Raw genomic sequence first — 17274 nt, 5'->3', positions numbered from 1 at the left:
GCGAGGTGATGCCTGATGGGGTGGAACAATCCGCCGATCCCGTGGGCCGAGTTCGAGCGGCGGCTCTCCGGACGACGCACCGGACAGCAGGCAGACGAACGCCCGTCATCGCGCAAGCGGCAGAAATACGTGCCGCAGGCAATCCCGGAGACGCCCGAGGACGCGGTCCCGTACGCCGAGCTCCACGCGCACAGCAACTTCAGCTTCCTCGACGGCGCGTCCTCCCCGGAGGAACTGCTCGAAGAGGCCACCCGGCTGAACCTGCACGCGCTCGCCCTCACCGACCATGACGGCATGTACGGGGTCGTGCACCTGGCCGAAGCGGCAGAGGCGTACGACCGGGTGAAGACCGTCTTCGGCGCCGAGCTGTCGCTGTCGCTCACCAAGCCGCAGAACGGCGAGCCGGATCCAGAGGGCAGCCACCTGGTCGTGCTCGGCCGCCGGCAGGGCGGCTACCATCGGCTCGCCGCCGCGATCACCGCGGGGCAGCTCGCCGGAGAGGAGAAGGGGAGGCCGGTGTACCGGCTCGACGAGCTCGCCGAGCAGTCGGGCGGCGAATGGATGGTGCTGACCGGATGCCGGAAGGGCGACGTCCGGCTGGCCCTCGCCGAGCACGGCGAACGTGCAGCGGAGCGGGAGGTCGCGCGGCTCGCCGACCTGTTCGGGCATGACAACGTGCTCGTCGAGCTGATCGATCAGGGCGCCCCGCGCGACTCGACCGACAACGACATCCTCACCCGTATCGCCGGCCGGCTCGGGCTGCCGACCGTTGCAACCAACAACGTCCACTATGCGAGCCCGGCGCAATACCCCCTGGCGACCGCCGTCGCCGCCGTGCGCGCCCGCCGCAGCCTCGACGAACTCGACGGCTGGCTGCCCGCCGCTGGAGCGGCCCACCTGCGCAGCGGCGCCGAGATGGCCCGCCGGTTCGCGCGCTACCCCGGCGCCGTCGAACGCACCGTCGAGATCGCCGACGACCTCTCCTTCCGTCTCCGCAGCGCACGCCCCCGGCTGCCGAAACAGGACGTCCCTGAGGGCCACACGCCGATGAGCTGGCTGCGCGAGCTCACCTGGCAGGGCGCCGCCGAACGGTATCCCGACCTCGACAGCAACCCGGCGAAACGCGAGCGCATCGAACGCGAGCTGGATGTGATCGAGGCGAAGGACTTCCCCGGCTACTTCCTCATCGTCCACGACATCGTCCGGTTCGCCCGCAGCCGCGGCATCCTCTGCCAGGGTCGCGGATCCGCGGCGAACTCGGCCGTCGTCTACCTGCTCGGGATCACCGCCGTCGACTCGATCAAGTACGACCTGCCGTTCGAGCGGTTCCTCTCCAGCATGCGCGAGGAGGAGCCCGACATCGACGTCGACTTCGACTCCGATCGCCGGGAGGAGGTCATCCAGTACGTCTACGCCAAGTACGGCAGGCACAACGCGGCGCAGGTCGCCAACGTGATCACCTACCGCCCCAAGAACGCCGTGCGCGACATGGCGAAGGCACTCGGCTACTCCACCGGCCAGCAGGACGCCTGGAGCAAGCAGATCGACTCGTGGGGCACCGTCCAGACCAGCGACGACCACGACATCCCGGACGACGTGGTGGGTCTCGCGCAACAGGTGCTCAAGTTCCCGCGGCACCTCGGCATTCACTCGGGCGGAATGGTCCTCACCGACCGGCCCGTCGGCGAGGTGTGCCCGATCGAGCACGCCCGCATGGAGGGCCGCACCGTCCTGCAGTGGGACAAAGACGACTGCGCGTGGATGGGGCTGGTCAAGTTCGACCTCCTCGGCCTCGGGATGCTGTCGGCGCTCGACTACTCGATGCGCACCATCGAGGCGTCACTCGGCGAGAAGTGGACGCTCGACAGCATCCCGAAGGAGGAGCAGGGCGTCTACGACATGCTCTGCCGTGCCGACTCGATCGGCGTCTTCCAGGTGGAGAGCCGCGCCCAGATCGGCACCCTGCCGCGACTTCAGCCCCGCAGCTTCTACGACCTCGTGATCGAGATCGCGCTCATCCGCCCCGGTCCCATCCAAGGTGGGGCGGTGCATCCGTACATCCGCCGGAAGCTCGGCAAGGAGCCGGTCACCTACCTGCACCCCTCGCTCGTGCCGGTGCTGGAGCGCACGATGGGTGTCCCACTGTTTCAGGAGCAGCTGATGCAGATGGCGGTCGCGGTCGGCGACTGCACGGCGGAGGACGCCGACCTGCTGCGCCGGGCCATGGGCTCCAAGCGCGGGGTGGAGAAGATCGAGGCGCTCAAAGCGAAGCTGTACGACGGGATGGCGAACAACGGCATCACCGGAGCCGACGCCGACGCCATCTACGAGAAGATCGAGGCGTTCGCCAACTTCGGCTTCGCGGAGAGCCACGCGATCAGCTTCGCGCTGCTCGTCTACGTCAGTTCGTGGATGAAGCTGCACTACCCGGGCGCGTTCCTCGCCGGGCTGCTGCGCGCCCAGCCGATGGGCTTCTACTCTCCGCGCACCCTCACCGCCGACGCACGCCGGCACGGCGTGATCGTGCACCGCCCCGACATCCAGCGCTCCGGCGTCTTCCCGCTCCTCGAGCCGCTCGACGACCCGGACGCTCGGCGCGGGCCGACCGGATCCGATCCGTGCCTGCAGACCGATCAGCCGCCGATCGACCCCTTCGATCCCGCGCTCCCGCTCGACTTCGCCGCGCACCGTCGCGACGCCGGTCACGCGGTACGCCTCGGCCTCGCGGCGGTCACTTCGATCGGTGAGAAGGTCGCGGAGCGCATCGTCGCCGAGCGCGAAGCGTACGGCCCCTACCGCGACCTCGGCGACCTCGCCCGGCGCACCGGACTCAACACCGGTCAGCTGGAGGCGCTCGCCGCCGCCGGCGCGTTCGACGGCTTCGACCTGAGCAGGCGGCAGGCGATCTGGGAGGCCGGCAACGCCGCCCAGGAGCGACCGGAGTACCTCGCCGGCACGGCCATCACCGTGCAGCCGCCCCTGCTGCCGATGCTCTCCCCCGCCGAACAGCTCGCCAGCGACCTGTGGGCGACCGGGATCTCGACCGACGACCATCCCATCCGCTTCCTGCGCCCGGCGCTCGCCGCCCGCGGCGTCCGCCCGGCCGACACGCTCGCCGCGGGCGAATCCGGCCGGCGTATCGAGGTGGGCGGCGTGGTGACGCATCGGCAGCGTCCGGCGACGGCGGCAGGAGTCACGTTCCTCAACATCGAGGACGAGACCGGGATGGTGAACGTCATCTGCCCGGTCGGGGTCTGGAACCGCTATCGCCGGGTCGCCCGCCAGGCACCGGCGATGATCGTCCGCGGCATCCTGGAGCGCAGCGAGGAAGGCGTCGTCAATGTGCTCGCCGACCGGCTCGAAGCACTCGACACCGGCATCCGAACCGTCTCGAGGGACTTCCGATGAGCCGCCTCAGGCCGCAGCGCGTCCCGTCACTCCTCGAACCGCAGGTGCCGCACACTGCGACCGTTGCGGCGGACCAGACGGAGCGCCTCCACGCCGATCCGGATGTGACGCTCGACGAAATCGCGCGTCACTCCGAGATCGCTCTCCGCCGTCTTCACGCCCTCCGGCGTCATCGGCTGATCCGAGATGAGCAGCAGCGCCCCGCTCGGGATGCGGTTGGCGAAACCCGCCGCAAACACCGTCGCCGTCTCCATGTCGACGGCCATGCACCGCGTCCGCTTCAGGTACTCCTTGAACGTGTCGTCGTGCTCCCAGACCCGGCGGTTCGTCGTGAAGACGGTGCCCGTCCAGTAGTCCTGCTGGAAGTCGCGGATGGTGGACGACACGGCGCGCTGCAACTGGAACGCCGGGAGCGCTGGCACCTCGGGAGGCAGGTAGTCGTTCGACGTGCCCTCGCCGCGGATCGCCGCAATCGGCAGCACGAGGTCGCCGAGCTTGTTCTTACGCTTCACCCCGCCGCACTTGCCCAGAAACAAGGCGGCTTTCGGACACACAGCGGTCAGCAGGTCCATGATCGTCGCCGCGTTCGGGCTGCCCATCCCGAAGTCGACCATCGTGATCCCGTCCGCCGTCGCATTCGGCATCGACCGATCCAGCCCGCGCACCTCGGCGCCGTACCAATCGGCGAAGCGCTGCACGTAGTCGCCGAAGTTGGTCAGCAGGATGTACTCGCCGAACTCCTCCAACGGAGTGCCCGTGTAGCGCGGGAGCCAGTCGCGGACGATGGCCTCCTTGTCCTTCATGCCGCCCTCGCTGGGCATCACATTCACCGCGGCCTCGCGGTCCTGCGCATCCACCATCCTGCGTCTCCCTTTCTCGTCCGCCACCGGTCAGCCGGCGACGGTGGTGCCGAGCAGAGACCCGACGATGAACGTCGCAGCCAGCGCCAACGCGCCGCCCACCACCACTCGTACCATGGCACGACCGCGCGAGCTGCCTCCGATCCACGCCGCGACGTAGCCGGTGACGGCGAGGGCGACGAGCACCGCGACGAAGGTGACCGGGATGCGGAACGCAGCGGGAAGCAGGATGGTCAGCATCGGGAGCACGGCGCCGCACGTGAACGCGACGGCCGATGCGAGCGCGGCATGCCACGGGCTGACGACGTCGTCCTGGTCGATCCCGAGCTCCGCCGACAGGTGCGCGGCGAGGGCGTCGTGCGCGGTGAGCTCCACGGCGACCTGTCGGGCGGTGGCAGGCGTCAGTCCGCGCTGCTCGTACAGACCCGTCAGCTCGTCCAGTTCCTCCTCCGGCATCTCCGCAAGTTCGCGGCGCTCCTTCGCGATCAGCGATCGTTCGCTGTCACGCTGGCTGCTCACCGAGACGTACTCGCCCAGAGCCATCGAGATCGCCCCACCCACGAGTGCCGCCAGCCCTGCCGTCACGATCGCCGCAACAGAGGCCGTCGCCCCCGCGACGCCGACCACGACGGCGGCGACCGAGACGATGCCGTCGTTCGCCCCGAGCACGCCGGCGCGCAGCCAGTTCAGGCGCTGCGCCAAGCCACCGCGGTGCGGTTCGTCCGGGTGCGGCCCGGCCGCCGTCTCGTCGGCCGCCGCGCGGTCCGGTGCCGCACGATCCGGCGCCGCACGATCCGCCGCCGCGCGATCCGCAGCGGCGCGGTCCTCGGCCGCCCCACTCGCTGTCAGGTCATCCGATCCAGTGTCGCCCATGCGCCCAGCCTAAGAATCACGCCGATCGCCCGCCAGCAAGGTTCGGCGACCCTAATGACTGCCGAGCCGCTTGCGCAGGAAGTCGATGCGCGCCTGCAGCTGCGTCACGCTGGCCTGCGCCACCGCCGGGCCCCCGCACACCCGGCGAAGCTCGGCGTGGATGAGGCCGTGCGGCTCCCCCGAGTTCTTCGAATACAACCCCACCAGACTGTTCAGCAACTGGCGCTGCTCCTTCAGCGTGCGGTGCAGCGGAGCAGGGGGGTGCCCTTCCGCCGTCGCCGGCCGGGAGGAGTGCCGGCGCGCCTGCCGCTGCTGCCGCTGCAGCAGCAACTCGTGCACCTGCTCCGGCTCCAAGATCCCCGGCAAGCCGATGAAGTCCAGCTCCTCGTCCGTTCCGGGCACCGCGAAGCTGCCGAACTCCTTCCCGTCGTACAGCACACGGTCGAAGTTCGCCTCCGACCCCAGCGCCTCGAACGCGAACTCCTCCGTCAGCGCCTCCGACGCGCGCTCCTCGCGGTTCGCCTCGGCCATCATCGCGTCCTCGGGGTTCCACAGGTCGCCCTCGACGTTCTCCTCGACGCGGTCGAGCGCGTGATCGCGCTCTAACTCCATCGCGTTCGCCAGCGCCATCAGCGTCGGCACGTTCGGCAGGAACACCGACGCCGTCTCGCCGCGGCGACGCGCACGGACGAAACGGCCGATCGCCTGGGCGAAGAACAGCGGTGTGGATGCGCTGGTCGCGTACACGCCGACGGACAGCCGCGGCACGTCCACGCCCTCCGACACCATCCGCACCGCGACCATCCACCGCGAGTCGCCCTGCGAGAACTCCGCGATCCGGTCGCTCGCCTCCTTCTCGTCCGACAGCACGACCGTGGCCGGCTCTCCACTGATCTGGTGCAGCAGATCCGCGTAGGCGCGGGCGGCGTAGTGATCCGTCGCGATCACCAGGCCGCCGGCGTCGGGGATCGAGTTGCGCACCTCGGTGAGGCGGCGGTCGGCGGCGGCCAGCACAGCGGGAATCCACTCGCCGCGAGGATCGAGGGCCGTCCGCCACGCCTGCGACGTGATGTCCTTCGTGTTGCCCTCGCCGAGACGTGCCTCCATCTCGTCGCCGGTCTTGGTCCGCCACCGCATGTGGCCGGCGTAGACCATGAAGATCACGGGACGGACGACGCCGTCCTCGAGCGCCCGGCCGTAGCCGTAGTTGTAGTCCGTGACCGAGGTGCGGATGCCCTGCCTGTCCGGCAGGTACGTCACGAACGGGATCGGCGCCGTGTCGGAGCGGAACGGCGTACCCGTCAACGACAGCCGTCGGGTCGCCCGCTCGAAGGCGTCCCGGATGCCGTCGCCCCAGCTGAGCGCGTCGCCGCCGTGATGCACCTCGTCCAGGATCACCAGCGTCTTGTACGCCTCGGTGATGTCCTTGTGCAGGCTCGGGCGCATTGCCACCTGCGCGTACGTGACCGCCGCACCGCGATAGTGCCGCGCGTAGCGCCCGTCGGAGTTCTTGAAGTCCGGATCGAGGTGCAGACCGACCCGAGCGGCGGCCTCCGCCCACTGGCGTTTGAGGTGCTCGGTCGGCGCGACGACGGTCACGCGCTCGACAACGCGCCGAGACAGCAGTTCGGTCGCAAGCCTCAGAGCGAACGTCGTCTTACCGGCGCCGGGCGTCGCCGCCGCGAGGAAGTCGCGGGGTTCGTGGACGAAATACGCGTCGAGCGCCTCCGCCTGCCAGGCACGCAGTTTGCCCGCGGTCCCCCAGGCCGCGCGCTCCGGGAAGGACGGCGAGAGATGCTCGGCCGCGAAGCTTCCCGCGTGCACGCCGGGACGCTCGAGACCACTGAGTTCGGGGTCACCGGGGGCCTCTTCCGGCTCGGGTGTTGCTGACGTCTCCACTTGGATCAAATCTACCGGAGCCCGCCGACAGCGGAGTCCGATGCAGAATGGAGCAATGACAGAAGCACGGCATCCCTGGTCCCGCTACGTCGCCCTCGGAGACTCGTTCACCGAAGGCATCGGCGATCCGGAGCCCGGCAGCCCCGGAGGCCACCGCGGCTGGGCCGACCGTGTCGCCGAAGTCCTCAGCCAGCAGACCGACGACTTCGCGTACGCGAACCTCGCTGTGCGCGGCAAGCTGATCCGCCAGATCCTGGACGAGCAGGTGGATGCGGCGGTCGCCCTCCGCCCCGACCTCATCACCATCTCGGCGGGCGGCAACGACGTGATCCGCCCCGGCACCGATCCCGATCAGATCGCGCTGCTGTTCGACGAGGCCGTCTCGCGGCTCAGCGTCGACGGCGCGACGATCATCGTGTTCACCGGCGTCGACGTCGGCTTCTCGCCGGTCTTCCGCGGTATCCGCGGCAAGGTCGCGATCTACAACGAGAACGTGCGCGCGATCGCCGCCCGCTACGACTGCATCGTCGCCGACCAGTGGTCGCTGACCGAGATCCAGGACCAGCGGATGTGGGCTCCCGACCGGCTGCACCTCGCACCCCTCGGCCACCACACCGTCGCGCGGATGGTCCTCGCCGCACTCAACGTCGAGAACGACCTGCAGCCGCTCCAGCCCGAGCCGCTCCCTCCGCGCACCTGGCGTCGCGCCCGCGCCGAGGACCTCTCCTGGGCTCGCGAGTACCTCGTGCCGTGGGTGATCCGCCGCATCCGCCACCAGTCCTCCGGAGACCACGTCACCCCGAAGCGACCGCAGGCCGGCCCGTTCCTCCTCAGCCGCGACTAACGCGCCAGCGCCAACACCCGCAGCGACCACCACCTCCGTGGGTCGCAACACGCCGTTACGGCCACCCCATAACGGCGAGTCGCGTCCCACAGACGCGCGACGCTACGTCCCGAGGCCGCCCGGATGCGCCAGCCGCCACCCGAACCCCGGGTCGGGCACGTCCCGGGCGAGTGCCAACGGCACCGTCGCGGTCGTCCCGTTGAGCGTGAACGTCCCCTGACCGAGGATGTCGCCCTTGAACCCCGACGACAGCGGTCGCGTCTGCAGATCCACGGTGATCGGCGTATCCGACCACACCAGGAACGACTTCGTCTCGGTCGCGATCAGCTTCGACGACGCTCCCCACGCGGTCGTGTAGGTGCCGAACACCTGACCCTTCTCGACCGGCGTCACCTGGTGGAACCCGCTCTTCATGCTGGTCATCAGCGCCTGAACCCCCGCCCACAGATCGTCGTGGGTCGGCGCACCCAGCACCACGCCGAGCACCCGCACCTTCGTCGACCCGACCGGCAGCTCCGCCGAGAACAGCAGGCAGTTGCCGGCCTCGTCGGTGTTCCCGGTCTTGATCCCGTCCATGCCCTCGAACCCGAGCAGCGTGTTGGTGTTGTCCTGCGACCCGGCGCCGGGGAGGGTGGCGTTCTTCTGCGACACGATCGACGACAGCGCGGGCGACGCGAGCACCAGCTTCCCGATGCCGATCAGGTCCTTCGTCGTGCTCACGTTCCCCGGGTCGAGGCCGTCCGGCGTTGTGACCTTCGTGCCGGTGAAGCCGTTCTTCGCCAGCCAGTCGTTGGCGGCCGACACGTAGGCGCTCGTCGACCCGTACGCCCAGTTCGCCAGCGAGATCGCGTAATTGTTCGCGGACGGCAGCAGCATCGCCTCCAGCGCCTGCTTCTCGGTCATGGAGGTGCCCGCGACCACCGGCGCCCACGACCCGCCCGCCGCGACGACGTCGTTCCAGATGTCCACATCCCGCTGCGTGAACGAGATGTCCGGCCCCTGATCGTTGCCGTTCAGCGGCTTCTTCTCCAGCACGACGAGCGCGGTGATCGTCTTCGTGATGCTCGCGATCGGCACGCTGGCGTCGCTCCCGTGCGACGCCGACGCTCCCGGATAGTCGGGCGCGACGATCGCGGCCGAGCCGTATCCCGGCCAGGCCAGCTGCACGGCCGGCTGCACGAGCTGCTTGCCGTGCGCCGTGACCGCTGCGGTCGCCGGGACCGGCGCGACCAGCGACCCCACCACATAGACGAAAGCGACGAGGATGGCGATCAGCGTCCCGAAGACCACGATGCGGCGCCGGCGGTACACCTTCCGGGAGACACGGCGCGGCGGATCGACGAGAACTTGCTGGGGCACCCTCGGATTTTAGCGGCGGCTATCCCTGCGACGGCTGAGAACGCGCGCGGAGCGCCCACAACGCGACAGCGGAAGCGGAGGCCACGTTGAGCGAGTCGACGCCATGCAGCATCGGGATGGTGACCACCGTGTCCGCCGCAGTCAGCGCGCGCCTGCTGAGCCCGTCCCCCTCCGCTCCGAACACCATGGCCACGCGCTCCGGCGGGTCGGCCGCGTACGCGTCGAGCGTCACGGCCTCGTCGGAGAGCGCGAGCGCGGCGATGTCGAACCCCGCGCCGTGGAGCAACGGCACCGCCTCATCCCACTCCGGCAGTCGTGTCCACGGCACCTGGAGCACGGTGCCCATGGACACGCGGACGCTGCGCCGGTAGAGCGGGTCGGCGCACCGCGGCGTGACGAGCACGGCGTCCGCGCCGAGGCCGGCGACCGCGCGGAAGATCGCCCCGACGTTGGTGTGGTCGACGATGTCCTCCAGCACGACCACGCGCCGCGCATCCCGCAGCAGTTCAGCGGGATCGGGCAGCTCGGGGCGGTGCATCGCCGCCAGCGCGCCCCGGTGCAGGTGGTACCCGGTGAGCCGCTCGAGCACGGCCGCGTCGCCGACGAAGACGGGGACGTCGGGATACGGCTCCAGCAGCGGCTCGATGTCCGGGAGCCACTGCTCCTGGAGCAGCACGGAGCGCGGCCGGTGACCGGCGGCCAGGGCGCGTGTGATCACCTTCGTCGACTCGGCGATGTACAGCCCGCCCGCCGGTTCGGTCACCCGCCGGAGCGCCACGTCGGTCAGGCGCGAGTAGTCGGCGAGGCCTGCGGCCTCCAGGTCGTCGATGCGGTGCAGGAACATGACGTCAACACTGCCAGCCGCACGAAACAAATCGGAAAACTGGGGTGTTTAGACTCAGAGAGGATCTGGAGGTGCCTGTGACCACGCTGACGACCGAGCTCCCGCCGGAACTCGCCCGCGGGATCGACCAGACCGTCGAGCTGCTCTCCGGCCGCCGCTTCGCCGTTCTGACCGGCGCTGGCGTGTCCACCGACTCCGGCATCCCGGACTACCGCGGCGAGGGCGCCCCGAAGCGCACCCCGATGACGTTCCAGCAGTTCCTCTCCGACGACCGCTTCCGCAAGCGCTACTGGGCCGGCAGCCACCTGGGCTACCGCCGGTTCGCGGCAGCGCATCCCAACGACGGCCACCGTGCTCTGGCGGCGCTGGAGGCCGCGGGCGCCGCCAACGGCGTCATCACCCAGAACGTGGACGGGCTGCACAAGCAGGCCGGGTCGCGCAAGGTCGTCGACCTCCACGGCGCCATGGACCGCGTCCTCTGCCTCGTCTGCGGCCAGATCTTCGCCCGCGAGGCGATCACCGCTCGCATCGACGCCGCGAACCCGTGGCTCGACACCGAGGGCGCCGTCGAGATCGCACCGGACGGCGACGCCATCGTCACCGACATCGACGCCTTCGTCGTCCCGGACTGCACCGTCTGCGGCGGCCATCTGAAGCCGGATGTGGTCTTCTTCGGCGAGTTCGTGCCCGCCGAGAAGTACCGCGAGGCCAGCGCGCTGGTCCGTTCGGCCGACGCCCTCGTGATCGCCGGTTCGTCGCTGGTGGTCAACTCCGGCATCCGCCTCCTCGAGGAGGCCCGGCGGCGCCGGCTCCCCATCGTCATCGTCAACCGGGGCGCGACCAAGGGCGACGGTCGCGCGACCATTAAGCTGGACGGTGGGACGACGGAGACACTGGTCGAGTTGGCCGAGCGGTTGGCCTGACCCGACCGCCCACGCGTCCCGGTGACGAAAGGACGCGTGTGACCTTCATCTCGCTGGTGCGGCACGGCCAGACCGACTGGAACCTCGCGAAACGCATCCAAGGCTCCAGCGACATCCCGCTCAATGCGACCGGCCGCGACCAGGCGGAGGCGACTGGACGCGCGCTCGCGGGCGGACGGTTCGACGCGATCTACGCCAGCCCGCTGTCACGCGCTCTCGACACCGCGCGGATCATCGCCGGTCATGTCGGGCTGGGCGAGCCGGAGCGCCTTCCGGCGGTCGCCGAGCGGCAGTACGGCGAGGCCGAGGGGCTGACCGGCGAGCAGATCCTGGCCCGCTGGCCCGACGGGATGCCCGTGCCCGGTCGCGAGACCCGCGACGAGGTCGTCGCGCGCGCCCTTCCCGCGCTGCGTGACCTCGGCGAGCGGCATCCCGGTGAGAACGTCATCGTCGTCAGCCACGGCGGCGTCATCTCGTCGCTGGTACGCCACGTCACCGACCACGCGCTGCCGGGGCCGGGCGAGCTGATCCCGAACGGGTCCGTCCACCGCTTCCGCTACGACGACGGCGACCTCACGCTGGACCGATTCAACCTCGGCCCGGAGGACCGCGACCTGTTCACCGCCTCCGTGATGTGACGGAACGCCACTCCGCCGCATCCAGGGGTCGCAACACGCCGTTACGGCCCGCCGATAACGGCGAGTCGCGACCCACAGATGGTCGTCAGCCCGACGCGACGCCCTCGAGCACGGTGAGCAGCCGCTCCGCCGAGCCGTCCCAGGTGTACCGCGCGGCCTGAGCGCGCGCGGCCGCCGACCGGGCAGCCCACACGCCGTCCTCCTCCAGGTGCCTGACCTTCGCCGCCACCTGCTCCGGCGCATCCGCGTTGAAATACAGTGCAGCCTCCCCGCCGATCTCCCGGAAGATCGGGATGTCGCTGACGACCACCGGCGTGCCGAGTGTCATCGACTCCACCAGGGGGATGCCGAACCCTTCGTCGTGCGACGCCGTCACCAGGGCGGTCGCCGCGGCAAGCGTCTCCGCGTACTCCTCGTCGCTGGCGCCGTCGTGGAAGACGATGCGCGCACCCGGCGCGAGTTCCGTCAGACGCTGGCGCTCGGCATCCGATACCCGGCTCATCAGGTGGAGCGTGTACTCCGGCAGCAGCGCGGCCGCACGCACCAGTGTGTCCACGTTCTTGTACGGCATGAACGAGCCCATGTAGACGAGGCTCTTGCTCTCCGCCGCGGTGCGCTCGGCCCGTCCGGGTGCGAGCTCGGGCATGTCGGCCGCATTGGGCACGACGTGCACCGGCCGCTTGGTCAGGCGGTGCTCGGCGATGAGCCCCTTCGTCGTCTCCGACACGGTCACGACCGCGTCGGAGCGGTTGAGCAGCAGGCGCTGCGGCCACCACGCCAGGTGGTACAGCCGCCACAGCCCCCGCACGAACGCCGGCAGGTCGCGCGGCGGCGTCGGGTGGCGGTAGTAGATGAGGTCGTGGACGGTCAGCACGAGCCGGTACTTCCGCCCGAAGCCGCCCATCGTCTGCATGGGCGTGAACACGACGTCGGGCTTGAGGCGGTTGACCGTCCGCGCCACCCACGGCTCGCCCATCGACGTGGGCGACGGAATGAGCTCCCACGGCAGGTCGGGCAGTAAGTCGAGCTGGCGGTGGTCGCTGATCAGCATCGTCACCGGGTGCCGCTTCGCGAGGGCGGTGACGAGGCCGGCCGTGTAGCGGCTGATGCCGTCGTGCCGGCCGATCCGCGTATAGCGGCAGTCGAACAGGATCCTCACGCGCGCTCCCCCGGCAGCTCCGCGACGAAGCGCTGGATGGCACGGGCCGCCGCCGCCGGCGTCTCGTAGTGGATGAGGTGGCCGACATCCGGGATGACGACGAGCTCCGCATCCGGGAACAGCGTCTGCAGGCGGTACTCGGCCGCGATGGGCGTGATGTCGTCCTTCTCGGCGGCGACGAGCAGCGTGCGCTCCGGGATGCGTCCCGCGTACTCGCTGACGTCGTGCGACACCGAGGCACGGAACGCCTCCAGCACGACCTGCCGATCGCTGAACGCCGAGAAGTAGCGGTCATGCTGGTCGTGGATCCAGCGGCGCAGCGCCGGCTCCTTCGTCTTCGCCATGGCCATGCTCATCACGCGCACGATCACCCGGTTGCGCAGCAGTGCGAAACCGAGCCGCTCCGGGAGCACCGCTGCGAGCCAGTAGTAGAAGATCGCGAGCCGGGTGAACACGCCACGCGGACCCTCCAGCGCGGGCTGGCCGATCGGGTTGACGAGAACGACGCCGGCCGGCCGCTCGGCCGCGCTGTGCGCGCCGCCCCCGCCGTCCGCCTCCGCCAGCGCGCCGGCCACCACGATCGACCCGAACGAGTGCCCGAGCAGCACCACCCGGCCGGCCAGCCCGAGCCCATCGACGAACGCGCGCAGCCAGCGGCCGTAGCCGACGATGTCGTGCGCCGCCTCGGTCATCGGCGTCGATGCGCCGAAACCCGGGAGGTCCGGCGAGATCATGCGGATGCCGTCGAGCTGGGCGACCACCGGCTCTAGGCCGTGGTGGTCGCCGCGGAAGCCGTGCACGAGCACCAGGGTGGTCGTCGCATCCCGCTCGCCGTAGTCCCAGTACCGGGTGGTCGAGCCGAGGACAGCGACCGCCTCTTCGCGCACGGGCACCCGCCCCAGGGCGGCGGCGTAGGGTGAGGAGACAGTCATCGCTCCCCAGTCTAGGCAGGACTGGACAGGGCACCGCCCGCACACCCTAGACTTCTCTGGATGTAATCGCTTGCACCGGATGCCGCTCCCCCGGCGGCCGCCGCGCACCACCCCGCTTCATCCCGCTCCCGGCACCACCCCCGATCCACCCCGCTGAAGGAGAACCGTGAGTTTCACCGCGCCCATCACGCTGCCCGGGCTCGCCCTCGATCCCCAGTGGTACCGCCGGTCGGTCTTCTACGAGGTCATGGTCCGCTCGTTCGTCGACAGCAACGGCGACGGTTCCGGCGACATCGCCGGCCTCACCTCCAAGCTCGACTACCTGCAGTGGCTCGGCATCGACGCGCTCTGGCTCCCGCCGTTCTTCCGGTCGCCCCTGCGCGATGGCGGCTACGACGTCTCCGACTTCACGTCGATCCTCCCGGAGTTCGGGACGATCGACGAGTTCCGCGAGCTCGTCACGAAGGCGCACGAGCGCAACATGCGCATCATCATCGACCTGCCGATCAACCACACCTCCGATCAGCACGAGTGGTTCCAGCAGTCGCGTTCCGACCCGGAGGGGCCGTACGGCGACTTCTACGTGTGGAACGACACGGACGACAAGTGGCCGGACATCCGCATCATCTTCGTCGACACCGAGGACTCCAACTGGGCCTTCGACGAGGCACGGCGCCAGTTCTACTTCCACCGCTTCTTCTCGCACCAGCCGGACCTCAACTTCGAGAACCCGGCCGTGCACGAGGCCATGTACGACGTCGTCCGGTTCTGGCTCGACCTGGGCGTCGACGGCTTCCGGCTCGACGCCATCCCGTACCTCTACGAGTCCGACGAGGGCAACGGCGAGGGCGAGCCGAAGACCCACGAGTTCATCATCAAGCTGCGCGAGTGGGTGGACCGCGAGTACCCCGGCCGCATCATGATCGCCGAGGCCAACCAGTGGCCGCGCGAGGTCGCGGCGTTCTTCGGCAGCGAGGAGGAGCCGGAGTGCCACATGGCCTTCGACTTCCCGGTGATGCCGCGCATCTTCTACGCGCTCCGGTCGCAGCAGGCGAGCGAGCTCGTGCGGGTGCTCTCCGAGACCACGGACGTACCGGACGGCGCCGCCTGGGGCGTGTTCCTCCGCAACCACGACGAGCTGACGCTCGAGATGGTGAGCGAGGAGTACCGGCAGGCGATGTACGGCTGGTACGCCTACGACCCGCGCATGCGCGCCAACATCGGCATCCGGCGCCGCCTCGCCCCGCTGCTCGACAACTCCCGTGCCGAGCTGGAGCTCGCCCACGCCCTGCTCTTCTCACTTCCCGGCAGCCCGTTCCTGTACTACGGCGACGAGATCGGGATGGGCGACAACATCTGGCTGCCCGACCGCGACAGCTCCCGCACCCCGATGCAGTGGACGCCGGACCGCAACGCCGGCTTCTCCAGCGCCGACCCCGGCAAGCTCTACCTGCCCGTCGTGCAGTCTCTGGTGTTCCACTACAACCAGGTGAACGTGGAGGCGCAGCTCGCGCAGTCGCGGTCGCTGCTGCACTGGATCCGCAACGTCATCCACGTGCGGAAGGCCCATCCCGTGTTCGGGCTGGGCGACATCCGCGTGCTGCCGACCGACCACGAGTCCGTCCTGGCGTTCGTGCGCTCGTATGCGGGCAGCGGCACGCATTTCGGCGACCAGCCGGAGGACGTGCTGTGCGTGTTCTCGTTCGCGCACAATCCCGTGTCGGTCACGCTGGAGGCGCCGGAGTTCGCCGGCCGCACGCTGTACGACCTGTTCGGCGGCGCCGAGTTCCCGACCGTCGCCGACGACGGCCGCTTCACGCTCACCCTGGGCACGCAGAACTTCTACTGGCTGCACATGGAGCCGCGCCGCGACTGAGCCGCGGTTCCCCGGTTCGCCGAGGTGCACATTGCGGTGCCCTCCCCCGGCGTGTCACGCGCAACTACGTGCACCTCGGCGTGCCGTTCCCGGGGGATGACGGTGGGTCGGCTTAGCGTGAGGACATGAGCACGTGGCACCAGCGACTCGGGGTGTTCGACCTCGAGACCACCGGAATCGACGTCGAATCGGCCCGGATCGTCACCGCCCACGTCGGCCTCCTCGACGAGACCGGTGAGGTGCTGCACCGCCGTGACTGGCTGATCGACCCGCAGGTCGAGATCCCCTCCGAGGCGACCGCGGTGCACGGCATCACCACCGAGCGCGCCCGCGAGCACGGGATGGATGCGGCCAGAGCGGTCGCCGCGATCGTCGCCCAGCTGCGCAGCCTGTTCGATCGCGGCATCCCCGTCGTGGCCTACAACGCACCGTACGACTTCACGCTCCTCGACCGCGAGGCCCGCCGCCACGGCGTCGCGCCGCTCGTCTCCCCCGGCCCGATCATCGACCCGCTCGTGATCGACAAGGCGGTGGACAAGTACCGCCGTGGCAAGCGCACGCTCACGGTCACCGCCACCCACTACGGCGTCGACCTCCTCGCCGCACATGACGCGGGAGCCGACGCCATCGCAGCCGGCCGGGTCGCGCAGGCGCTCGCGCGCATCCACGCAGAAGCTCTGGCGCTGGAGGCCGCCGAACTGCACCGCCGCCAGGTCGACTGGTGCCGCGAGCAGGCCGCCGACTTCCAGGAGTACATGCGGCGCGAGCGCGACCCGGAGTTCACGACATCGGGCGCCTGGCCCATTCGCTGACCGGGTCTCGCACCCCGCCCCCGCATGCGGGGGCTACTGCTCCGGGCGCTGGCCCGCTAGATTGTGGCGCATGAGCGACTCCAACCTGAACCCGCAGCCCCTCCCGCCGCAGCAGCAGCCCGCCGGCTACCAGCAGCAGTATCAGGGCGCGCAGCCCGGCTGGAACACCATGTCGATCGTGGCCTTCATCCTGTCCTTCATCGTCAACATCGTGGGCATCATCCTCGGCTTCATCGCCCTCAACCAGATCAAGCGCACCGGCGAACAAGGCCGCGGCCTCGCGATCGCGGCCATCATCATCGGCTTCGTGTCGGTCGCCTTCAGCATCATCTTCTCCATCATCTTCTTCGCGTCGCTCGGCGCAGCGATGAGCAACTACAACTACAACTGAGTCCGCCCACGAACGCCGAAGGCCCCCGTCCACCGGACGGGGGCCTTCGTGTTTCGGCCGGCATGACGAAGGCCCCCGTCGAATCGACGGGGGCCTTCGCGGAGCGGCTTACTTGCCGAAGCTCTTGTAGCGCGAGTTGAACTTCTCGACGCGGCCGGCCGAGTCCATGATGCGCTGCTTGCCCGTGTAGAACGGGTGCGACTCGGACGAGATCTCGACGTCGATCACCGGGTAGGTGTTGCCGTCCTCCCACTCGATGGTCTTATCGCTCGAGACGGTGGAGCGGGTGAGGAACGTCGCACCCGAGGCCAGGTCGCGGAAAACCACCGGGGCGTAGTCGGGGTGGATGCCAGTCTTCATCAGGACTTCCTTGTTGCAGCTAGTAGTCGGTTCGGTCGTGTCCGCGCAGACCGCGTGGACGGGAAGCTTCAGACCCGAGAGCCGTGGATCGTAGCC

At 69.7% G+C, this 17274-nt stretch carries 15 protein-coding genes; 7 read left to right on the top strand and 8 right to left on the bottom strand.

Annotation, left to right across the window (positions count from 1 at the left end; translation table 11 throughout):
- Window positions 1-15: 15 nt before the first annotated feature.
- Window positions 16-3408 (top strand): error-prone DNA polymerase, encoded by a 3393-nt coding sequence (locus H284_RS0119765; RefSeq protein ID WP_020077556.1) that lies wholly within the window; start codon window positions 16-18, stop codon window positions 3406-3408.
- Between the two features lie 26 nt (window positions 3409-3434).
- Here H284_RS0119765 and H284_RS0119760 read toward each other — a convergent pair whose 3' ends face one another.
- From H284_RS0119760 to H284_RS0119750, 3 genes are read right to left on the bottom strand one after another with little or no spacing between them, the layout of a single operon-like run.
- Entirely contained in the window at window positions 3435-4268 is an 834-nt protein-coding gene (locus H284_RS0119760; protein ID WP_020077555.1) for an AMP nucleosidase, read from the bottom strand.
- Between the two features lie 30 nt (window positions 4269-4298).
- Complete coding sequence (locus H284_RS0119755; RefSeq protein ID WP_020077554.1) at window positions 4299-5141, bottom strand: VIT1/CCC1 transporter family protein; 843 nt, start codon at window positions 5139-5141, stop codon at window positions 4299-4301.
- Between the two features lie 51 nt (window positions 5142-5192).
- Window positions 5193-6965: a DEAD/DEAH box helicase gene (locus H284_RS0119750; RefSeq protein WP_020077553.1), complete on the bottom strand. Its 1773-nt coding sequence runs from the start codon at window positions 6963-6965 to the stop codon at window positions 5193-5195.
- A gap of 130 nt (window positions 6966-7095) precedes the next feature.
- Here H284_RS0119750 and H284_RS0119745 point away from each other — a divergent pair, with 130 nt between their 5' ends.
- Window positions 7096-7884, top strand: coding sequence for an SGNH/GDSL hydrolase family protein (locus tag H284_RS0119745; protein WP_020077552.1), 789 nt, complete (start codon window positions 7096-7098; stop codon window positions 7882-7884).
- A 102-nt stretch (window positions 7885-7986) separates the two neighbouring features.
- Here the strand turns inward: H284_RS0119745 and H284_RS0119740 are convergent, their stop codons facing one another.
- Together H284_RS0119740 and H284_RS0119735 are read right to left on the bottom strand one after the other, a co-directional pair.
- On the bottom strand, window positions 7987-9243 hold the full coding sequence (locus H284_RS0119740; protein ID WP_231371292.1) for a D-alanyl-D-alanine carboxypeptidase family protein: 1257 nt from the start codon (window positions 9241-9243) through the stop codon (window positions 7987-7989).
- 19 nt (window positions 9244-9262) lie between these two features.
- A complete protein-coding gene (locus H284_RS0119735) occupies window positions 9263-10087 on the bottom strand; it encodes a TrmH family RNA methyltransferase (RefSeq protein ID WP_020077551.1) in 825 nt (274 codons plus the stop codon).
- Between the two features lie 77 nt (window positions 10088-10164).
- Between H284_RS0119735 and H284_RS0119730 the strand changes: the two genes are divergently transcribed.
- Window positions 10165-11010 (top strand): Sir2 family NAD-dependent protein deacetylase, encoded by an 846-nt coding sequence (locus tag H284_RS0119730; RefSeq protein WP_018191106.1) that lies wholly within the window; start codon window positions 10165-10167, stop codon window positions 11008-11010.
- Window positions 11011-11048: 38 nt separating this feature from the next.
- Window positions 11049-11648, top strand: coding sequence for a histidine phosphatase family protein (locus tag H284_RS0119725; protein WP_018191107.1), 600 nt, complete (start codon window positions 11049-11051; stop codon window positions 11646-11648).
- 85 nt (window positions 11649-11733) lie between these two features.
- Here the strand turns inward: H284_RS0119725 and H284_RS0119720 are convergent, their stop codons facing one another.
- Window positions 11734-12807, bottom strand: coding sequence for a glycosyltransferase family 4 protein (locus tag H284_RS0119720; protein WP_018191108.1), 1074 nt, complete (start codon window positions 12805-12807; stop codon window positions 11734-11736).
- Window positions 12804-13739 carry an alpha/beta fold hydrolase gene (locus H284_RS0119715; RefSeq protein ID WP_018191109.1) on the bottom strand — a complete coding sequence of 312 codons (936 nt, stop codon included), beginning with the start codon at window positions 13737-13739 and terminating at the stop codon, window positions 12804-12806. Before H284_RS0119715 ends, H284_RS0119720 begins: the two co-directional genes overlap by 4 nt.
- 166 nt (window positions 13740-13905) lie before the next feature.
- On the opposite strand from H284_RS0119715, the gene treS reads away from it, so the two are divergent.
- The 3 genes from treS to H284_RS0119700 all read left to right on the top strand — a co-directional run bounded on the left by treS (window position 13906) and on the right by H284_RS0119700 (window position 16818).
- Complete coding sequence (treS, locus tag H284_RS0119710) at window positions 13906-15615, top strand: maltose alpha-D-glucosyltransferase (RefSeq protein ID WP_018191110.1); 1710 nt, start codon at window positions 13906-13908, stop codon at window positions 15613-15615.
- 125 nt (window positions 15616-15740) lie between these two features.
- The gene (locus H284_RS0119705) at window positions 15741-16427 is read left to right on the top strand and encodes an exonuclease domain-containing protein (protein ID WP_018191111.1); all 687 of its coding nucleotides are present in this window, start codon (window positions 15741-15743) and stop codon (window positions 16425-16427) included.
- A 70-nt stretch (window positions 16428-16497) separates the two neighbouring features.
- Window positions 16498-16818, top strand: a complete 321-nt coding sequence (locus H284_RS0119700) for a DUF4190 domain-containing protein (RefSeq protein WP_018191112.1) — start codon at window positions 16498-16500, stop codon at window positions 16816-16818.
- A gap of 108 nt (window positions 16819-16926) precedes the next feature.
- Here H284_RS0119700 and H284_RS0119695 read toward each other — a convergent pair whose 3' ends face one another.
- Window positions 16927-17178 carry a type B 50S ribosomal protein L31 gene (locus tag H284_RS0119695; protein ID WP_018191113.1) on the bottom strand — a complete coding sequence of 84 codons (252 nt, stop codon included), beginning with the start codon at window positions 17176-17178 and terminating at the stop codon, window positions 16927-16929.
- Window positions 17179-17274 lie beyond the last annotated feature (96 nt).

Source organism: Cryocola sp. 340MFSha3.1, assembly GCF_000383315.1.
Lineage (GTDB): Bacteria > Actinomycetota > Actinomycetes > Actinomycetales > Microbacteriaceae > Leifsonia.
The sequence above is the reverse complement of the archived record's forward strand: the minus strand, read 5'-3'. Positions and strand labels throughout refer to the sequence as shown.

Excerpts from the sequence above, each read along its gene's own strand:
- H284_RS0119715 (WP_018191109.1), bottom strand. The coding sequence starts at position 13,739 with ATGACTGTCTCCTCACCCTACGCCGCCGCCCTGGGGCGGGTGCCCGTG.
- H284_RS0119755 (WP_020077554.1), bottom strand. The coding sequence starts at position 5,141 with ATGGGCGACACTGGATCGGATGACCTGACAGCGAGTGGGGCGGCCGAG.
- H284_RS0119765 (WP_020077556.1), top strand. The coding sequence starts at position 16 with ATGGGGTGGAACAATCCGCCGATCCCGTGGGCCGAGTTCGAGCGGCGG.
- H284_RS0119695 (WP_018191113.1), bottom strand. The coding sequence starts at position 17,178 with ATGAAGACTGGCATCCACCCCGACTACGCCCCGGTGGTTTTCCGCGAC.
- H284_RS0119700 (WP_018191112.1), top strand. The coding sequence starts at position 16,498 with ATGAGCGACTCCAACCTGAACCCGCAGCCCCTCCCGCCGCAGCAGCAG.
- H284_RS0119705 (WP_018191111.1), top strand. The coding sequence starts at position 15,741 with ATGAGCACGTGGCACCAGCGACTCGGGGTGTTCGACCTCGAGACCACC.
- H284_RS0119760 (WP_020077555.1), bottom strand. The coding sequence starts at position 4,268 with ATGGTGGATGCGCAGGACCGCGAGGCCGCGGTGAATGTGATGCCCAGC.
- H284_RS0119745 (WP_020077552.1), top strand. The coding sequence starts at position 7,096 with ATGACAGAAGCACGGCATCCCTGGTCCCGCTACGTCGCCCTCGGAGAC.
- H284_RS0119735 (WP_020077551.1), bottom strand. The coding sequence starts at position 10,087 with ATGTTCCTGCACCGCATCGACGACCTGGAGGCCGCAGGCCTCGCCGAC.